General features: G+C 73.4%; 5 protein-coding genes. 4 read left to right on the forward strand and 1 reads right to left on the reverse strand.

What is annotated here, in order from left to right; translation table 11 throughout:
• Positions 1 to 145 precede the first annotated feature (145 nt).
• The 4 genes from AB0J58_RS44030 to AB0J58_RS44045 are packed head-to-tail and all read left to right on the forward strand — an operon-like array spanning position 146 to position 4,210.
• Entirely contained in the window at positions 146 to 1,159 is a 1,014-nt protein-coding gene (locus AB0J58_RS44030) for a hypothetical protein (RefSeq protein WP_364227578.1), read from the forward strand.
• Positions 1,156 to 2,013 carry a sulfotransferase gene (locus AB0J58_RS44035; RefSeq protein ID WP_364227580.1) on the forward strand — a complete coding sequence of 286 codons (858 nt, stop codon included), beginning with the start codon at positions 1,156 to 1,158 and terminating at the stop codon, positions 2,011 to 2,013. The genes AB0J58_RS44030 and AB0J58_RS44035 overlap by 4 nt, the downstream gene beginning before the upstream one ends.
• On the forward strand, positions 2,001 to 3,299 hold the full coding sequence (locus AB0J58_RS44040; RefSeq protein WP_364227583.1) for a lipopolysaccharide biosynthesis protein: 1,299 nt from the start codon (positions 2,001 to 2,003) through the stop codon (positions 3,297 to 3,299). The genes AB0J58_RS44035 and AB0J58_RS44040 overlap by 13 nt, the downstream gene beginning before the upstream one ends.
• Positions 3,299 to 4,210 carry a sulfotransferase gene (locus AB0J58_RS44045; RefSeq protein WP_364227585.1) on the forward strand — a complete coding sequence of 304 codons (912 nt, stop codon included), beginning with the start codon at positions 3,299 to 3,301 and terminating at the stop codon, positions 4,208 to 4,210. Before AB0J58_RS44040 ends, AB0J58_RS44045 begins: the two co-directional genes overlap by 1 nt.
• Before the next feature lie 27 nt (positions 4,211 to 4,237).
• On the opposite strand, the gene AB0J58_RS44050 is transcribed toward AB0J58_RS44045, so the two are convergent.
• A complete protein-coding gene (locus tag AB0J58_RS44050; protein ID WP_364227588.1) occupies positions 4,238 to 4,957 on the reverse strand; it encodes a WecB/TagA/CpsF family glycosyltransferase in 720 nt (239 codons plus the stop codon).
• Between the last annotated feature and the right edge of the window lie 94 nt (positions 4,958 to 5,051).

A 5,051-nucleotide genomic window follows, 5' to 3' on the forward strand; every position in this document is an offset into this window, starting at 1 on the left:
GCACCGTGCAGGGAATCCACCACCGCCACGTCCGCCTGCTCCAACGAGCCGACGGCTACGGCTACACCACCCACCCGGAAACACGGCACCGCGCCGCGTTTCCTCCCCCGCCTGAAGGCGGAGGTCTCCACGCTGAAGGTATTCGATGAACGACGCGCGCGCCCGGCTGCGCTACCTCGACGAGACCATCGACCTGCTGTTCCCCGGTCCCGGCGCCCCGAGGCCCTACACCCTGCTCCCCCACCGGCTGCTCCCCCGCAGGCTGGTCCCCCGCGCCTGGTGGCATCCCGGCGGGAGGCTCATCGTGCCGTCCGGGCAGGACGGCATCGAGAACCACCTGAGCGAGGTGTTCGACACCCCCGTCCGCGTCACGCTGCGCGTGCGCCCCGCACTGCGCGCCAACCGCAAGCCGATCCTGGAGGCGCGCGGCCCCGACGGGCCGATCGCCTTCGTGAAGGTCGGCGACACCGACCTGACCAGGGAGCTCGTCGCGCACGAGGCGCGGACGCTCGACCTGCTCGCCGGTGTGCCGCTGAAGACGGTCGTCCCACCCGCCGTGCTGCACCACGGGTCCTGGCGCGGCCTGTCCGTGCTGGCGCTGACCCCGCTCCCGGTACGGCGGGGGCGGGTCCCCAGCGGCGTCCTCACCGACGCGATCGCCGAGATCGCCCGCGTCCCCGCGGAGCCGGTCCCGGACCGCGAGCCTTCCAAAGACCCCGGCTGCCCGGACCCGGACCCGGCGGGGCGTGCCCTCGGAGACCGCGCTCGGGCCACCGGGACGGAGCCCCGCACCGGACGGGAGTTCGCCTGGCACGGTGACCTGACGCCCTGGAACATCTCTCGGGGCCCGGACGGGCGGCTGCTGGTCTGGGACTGGGAGCGGTTCGGCACCGGGGTACCGCTCGGCTTCGACGCCGTCCACCACTTCTTCCAGCGGGCCCTGCGCCGCGACGCCCCGGTCACCGCCGCCAGAGCCTGTGTGGCGCGGGCCCTGCGGATCCTGGCCCCGTTCGGGCTGTCGGCTGCCGAATCCCGGCTGACCGCCATCCGCTACCTGATCGCGCTCGCCGACCGGCACGCGGCCGACGGCCACGCGCCCCTCGGGCCGCCGGAACTCTGGCTCAACCCCGTCGTCGACTCCCAGGAGGCCCTGCCGTGAAACCCGCGCTGAAGCGCTCGCTCCACGCGGCCACCTGGGGCATGGGACGCCTCACCTCGGGGAGCCGGGTGCTGCCCTCCTTCCTCATCGTCGGGGCGCAGCGCTGCGGCACCACCTCGCTGTACCGTGCCCTGTCCCAGCACCCGCTCGTCCTCAAACCGGTGCTGCGCAAGGGCGTGCACTACTTCGACATGGCGTACGACCGGGGCCTGTCCTGGTACCGGGCGCACTTTCCGCTGCGGGTGTCGGCCTCCGCACTGGCACGCAGGTACGGTTGCCGGCCCCAGGCCTTCGAGTCGTCGCCCTACTACCTGTTCCACCCCCTGGCCGGCCCCCGTATCGCCCGCGACCTGCCGGGTACCAGGCTGATCGTGCTGGTCCGCGACCCCGTCGAGCGGGCCTACTCCGCGCACGCCCATGAACTGGCCAGGGGGTTCGAGACGGAGCCGTCCTTCGCCAGGGCCGTGGAACTGGAGGAGGAGCGGCTGGCCGGGGCGGTGCAGGCCCTGCGCAACTCGCCGCACTCGACGAACCTGCCCCACCGCCACCACGCCTACCTGGCCAGGGGCCGCTACGCCGAGCAGCTCGCCCGGCTGGAGCCACTGGTGGGCAGGGATCGCCTGCTCGTCATCGACAGCGGCCGGTTCTTCGCCGAACCGGAGCTCGTCTACGACCGCGTGCTGGCCTTCCTGGGGCTGCCGCACCTCGGCGATCCGGTGTTCGAACGGCACAACTCCCGGACCAGACCCGCTCCGATGCCCCGCAGGCTCCGCCGCGAGCTGGCCGGCCGCTTCGAGGAGCAGGACACCCTGCTGACCTCGTGGCTGGGCGGGGAGCCGTCGTGGCGCCGCTGAGCCCCACCCGTCCGGCGGGTCTGACCGGGGCCGCGCGGAGCGGGGTGGCGGGGCTGCTGGGGGCGGGTGCCGGGGCCGCCGCTCAGTTCCTGACCGTCGTACTGGTCGCCAGGGGGGTGGGCCAGGAGACGGCGGGTGCCTTCTTCTCGGCGACCGCCCTGTGTCTGGCGGTCGCCACGGTCCTGCGGCTGGACGCGGGGAACGGGCTCGTCCACTTCATCGCCAGGTCCCGTCCTTTCGACCACCGCCGCACCTCCGGCTACGTCCGCGCGGCGCTCGTCCCGGTCGCGGCACTCTCGCTGGCGGCCGCCTGTGCGATCATCCTCAGCACCTCCGACCCCACGCTGCGGGTACTGGCGACGGCCCTGCCCGCGGTGACGTGCTCGGGCGTCATGGTGAGCGCGACCCGGGGGTTCGGTTCGATGCGGCCGACCGTGCTGCTGGACGGCGTGCTCCAGCCGTCGGCCCAGCTCGCCCTGGTCGGGACCGTGGTGCTCGCGGGCCGCGACTCGGTGCCGCTGCTCGCCGCGGCCTGGGCACTGCCGTACCTGCCGGTGCTGCTGCTGGCCTCGGTCTGGTTGCACCGGCGGCTGCCTCGGACGTCCTACCTGCCGGGCACCGCGCACGACCTGTGGCGCCACACCTGGCCCCGATCGCTGGCGGCCGGAATCCAGGCGGTGTTCCAGCGGCTGGACATCGTGATCGTGGCGTTGCTGGCCGGGCCGGCCGAGGTCGCCGTCTACACCGCCGCCACCCGTTTCAAGATCGTAGGTCAGCTGGCCGGCCAGGGCCTGGCGCAGGCCACCCAACCGAGGCTGGTGCGGGCTCTGGCCGAAGGCGACCTGCCACGTGCCCGGGAGCTGTACCAGTCGGCCACCGTCTGGCTGGTCCTGCTGACCTGGCCGGTCTGGCTCGGGTACGCGGCACTCGCTCCGTGGCTGCTCGGAGCCGTCTTCGGGGACGGCTACGCCTCCGGTGCACCGGTGGCGATCGTGCTGGCCGTGACGATGGCGCTCGCCACCGCGTGCGGGATGGCCGACGTGGTGCTGACCGCCGCCGGGCACACCGGTGCCAGCCTGGCCAATCTGGCCGCCGCCGTCGCCACGACCGTGCTGCTCGACCTGCTGCTGATCCCCTCCCTGGGCTCGCTCGGCGCCGCCCTCGGCTGGGCGGGGGGCACGATGGTCAAGAACCTGCTGCCGCTCTGGCACATCCACCGCCGGTACGGTCTGCGGCCCTTCGGCGCGCACAGCCTGGCCGCCCTGAGCCCGTGGCGGGCGCCTTGATGAACAGCGCGACACCCGTGCTGGTCACCGGGCTGCCCAGGACCGGGACGAGCTGGACGGGCAGGATGCTCGCGGCGAGCGGGGAACTGGTCTACGTCAACGAACCGCTCAACCCCGAGCACCCGCCTGGCGGCTCCCCCGGCGTCCTCGACTCCGTGGTCGGCCACCGCTTCCAGTACATCTGTACCGACAACGAGCGGGGCTGGCTGCCCGCCTTCACCCGCACCGTCGCGCTGCGCTACGGGTTCCGGGCCGAACTGCGCCGCAACCGCTCACCGTACGACCTGGCGCGGATGGTCCGGTACGGCACCGCGTTCACGCTGGGGCGGCTACGCGGCCGCCGGGCGCTGCTCGACGACCCGTTCGCGCTGTTCTCCGCCGGATGGTTCGCCGACCGGCTCGAATGCCGGGTGATCATCCTGCTCCGCGACCCGGTGGCCTTCGTCGGTAGCTGGCAACGGCTCGGCTGGACCGTCTATTTCCACGAACTACTCGAACAGCCGCTGCTGATGCGCGACCAGCCCCACCTGGAGGCACTGCGCCCGCTGGTCGGCTCCCAGGACCGCATCGCCAAGGCCGTGGCCCTGTGGCGGGCGGCCGGGATCACCGCCGCCGACCTGGCCGAACGGCATCCTCGGATAACCCTGGCCCGCTACGAGGACCTGGCCCGCGACCCGCTGACGGAGTTTCGCCGCCTGTACGAACGGGCCGGCCTGACCTGGTCGGCCCGCGCCGAGGGGCGCGTCCGCCACGCGTGCACCGCCGCGTCCGGCGCGAGCGGCGACGGCTTCGCCTGGAGCGGCCTGTCCCGTACGGCCTACCGGCCGATGGACTCGCGCCGCGCCCTCGCCGAGGCCGACGCCAGGCTGAGCCCGCAGGAGGCCCTCCGGGTCAGGGAGCTGGCCTCCTGACGGACGGCGTTCTCTCAGAAGGGCCTTTCAGGAGAAGAGCCCGCGCAGCAGGGATACCGCGAGGAGCCTGAGGGCGTACGGCAGGTCGTCGACCAGATAGCGGCGAGCCAGCCTGCCAGGCTCCCGGGTCAGCCGGAAGAGCCATTCCAGGCCGCCCCCGCGCATCCACGCCGGAGCCCGCCGGACGGTGCCCGCCGCGAAGGCGATCGCCGAGCCGCAGCCGACGAACCAGGTGCCCGGCAGGTCCCGGCGGAGCGAGGCGATGAGCCGCTCCTGCTTGGGGAAGCCGAGCCCGACGAAGACCAGCCGGGGTGCCGCGGCGATCACGGCGTCGCGTACCCGGGCATAGCTCTCCGGATCGTCCTCGAACCCGTACGGCGGGGCGTCGACTCCGGCGATCATCAGCTTCGGGTGGCGGCCCACCAGCTCGCGGGCCGCCTGCACGGCCGCACCCGCGGGGCCGCCCAGCAGGTACACGGGGTGGCGGTAGAAGGCGGCGGCCTCCGACAGGGACCAGATCAGGTCGGCACCGGCTACCCGGCCGGGCAGGGGGGTGCCGAGCAGTCTCGCCGCCCAGACCAACGGCATGCCGTCCGCCACCGCGAGGTCGGCGCCTTCGACGAACCCGCGGGCCCGCTCGTCGCGGGCGACGATCCGGCTGATGTCGATGTTCGGGGTGACGAGGTGGCCGCCCTCACCGCGTTTCAGCGCGGCGACCACGTGGTCGACCACCTCGCCCTCGGTCACAGGGGCAGGAGAATCAGCAGGGCGATCAGCACCACCGCGACCACCAGAGCGACACTCACGCCGACACGTCCAGATCTGCCGGGTTGGCGCCGTA

It is taken from the genome of Streptosporangium sp. NPDC049644 (assembly GCF_040675205.1).
Taxonomy (GTDB): Bacteria; Actinomycetota; Actinomycetes; order Streptosporangiales; family Streptosporangiaceae; genus Streptosporangium; species Streptosporangium fukuiense.